The organism is Variovorax sp. FG153 (assembly GCF_057809595.1).
In genome coordinates, this window is the sequence record NZ_JBMDKG010000115.1 from 1 (window position 1) to 973 (window position 973).

The 973-nt window shown below is 71.6% G+C and carries 1 protein-coding gene; it reads right to left on the reverse strand.

Features of this window, described 5'->3' with window-relative positions; translation table 11 throughout:
* A partial coding sequence (locus tag ACODT0_RS42330) for a HupE/UreJ family protein (protein ID WP_489044042.1) occupies positions 1-973 on the reverse strand: 973 nt, incomplete at both ends.

Sequence of the window (973 nt, forward strand, 5' to 3'; positions counted from 1 at the left end):
GCCACGGCCACGACGGAGCCGCCGCGCAGCACCACCGGCGCATAACCGCGCCAGCGGCGCAGCGACAGCAGCACGACCAGTGCCACGGCCACCACCATGAGCTGGCCCGCTTCGACGCCGAGGTTGAACTGCAGCAGCGCGAGCACGAAGCCGCGCAGCGGCAGCTCGAGTTCGCCGAGCGCGCCCGCGAAACCGAAACCGTGGATCAGGCCGAACAGGAAGCTGAAGAGCTTGCGCCTGCCGCGCAGCAGCGGCCGCAGGTTGTCCACGGCCGCGAGGATGATCGTGATCGCGATGCCCGGCTCGACGATGCGCGGCGACAGGCTCACGATCTTGAGCCCGGCCAGCGCCAGCGTGATCGAGTGCGCGATGGTGAACATGGTGACGATGCCCAGCATCGGCCAGATCGCGTCGCGCCAGTGCCTCACCGGCGTCCAGCCGCCATCGCCGCGCCGCAGCAGCACCGCGGGCAGCAACAGGCACAGCAGGAACAGGATGTGGTCGTAGCCGATCAGGATGTGATGGATGCCGTCGCGGAAGAAGCCGGGGCTGTCGCTCTCGGCGTTCGGGGCAGGCGTGGAAGATCCCGCCGCCGCGCCCGGCCATGGCAGCGCCACGCTGCCGGCCGCGGGATCGAGCGAGTGCACGGCGGGCGAAGCGCCGCCGTCCGAAGCCAAGCGCAGCAGTCCCCGGTGCGTCGGATCGATCTCGCGAAACAGCCGGTAGTCGATCTCTAGCGTGGGCCCCGTATCGCAGCGCGCGTGCAGTTGCAGCACGAGGTAGGCACCGTCGACGCGGTCCTCGACCGCCGGCGGCCGCGCCTCGGCCAGCACGCAGCGGCCCTGCTGCAGCTGGAGCCGCGCGAGCGCGTAGGCGCGGATGTCGTCGAGCCGCGCGCGCACCTCGCCCCAGCGCAGTTGGCGGTCGCCGTCGCGGTCGAGCTCGAGCGTCGCGTCGAGATCGCGCAGCGCGA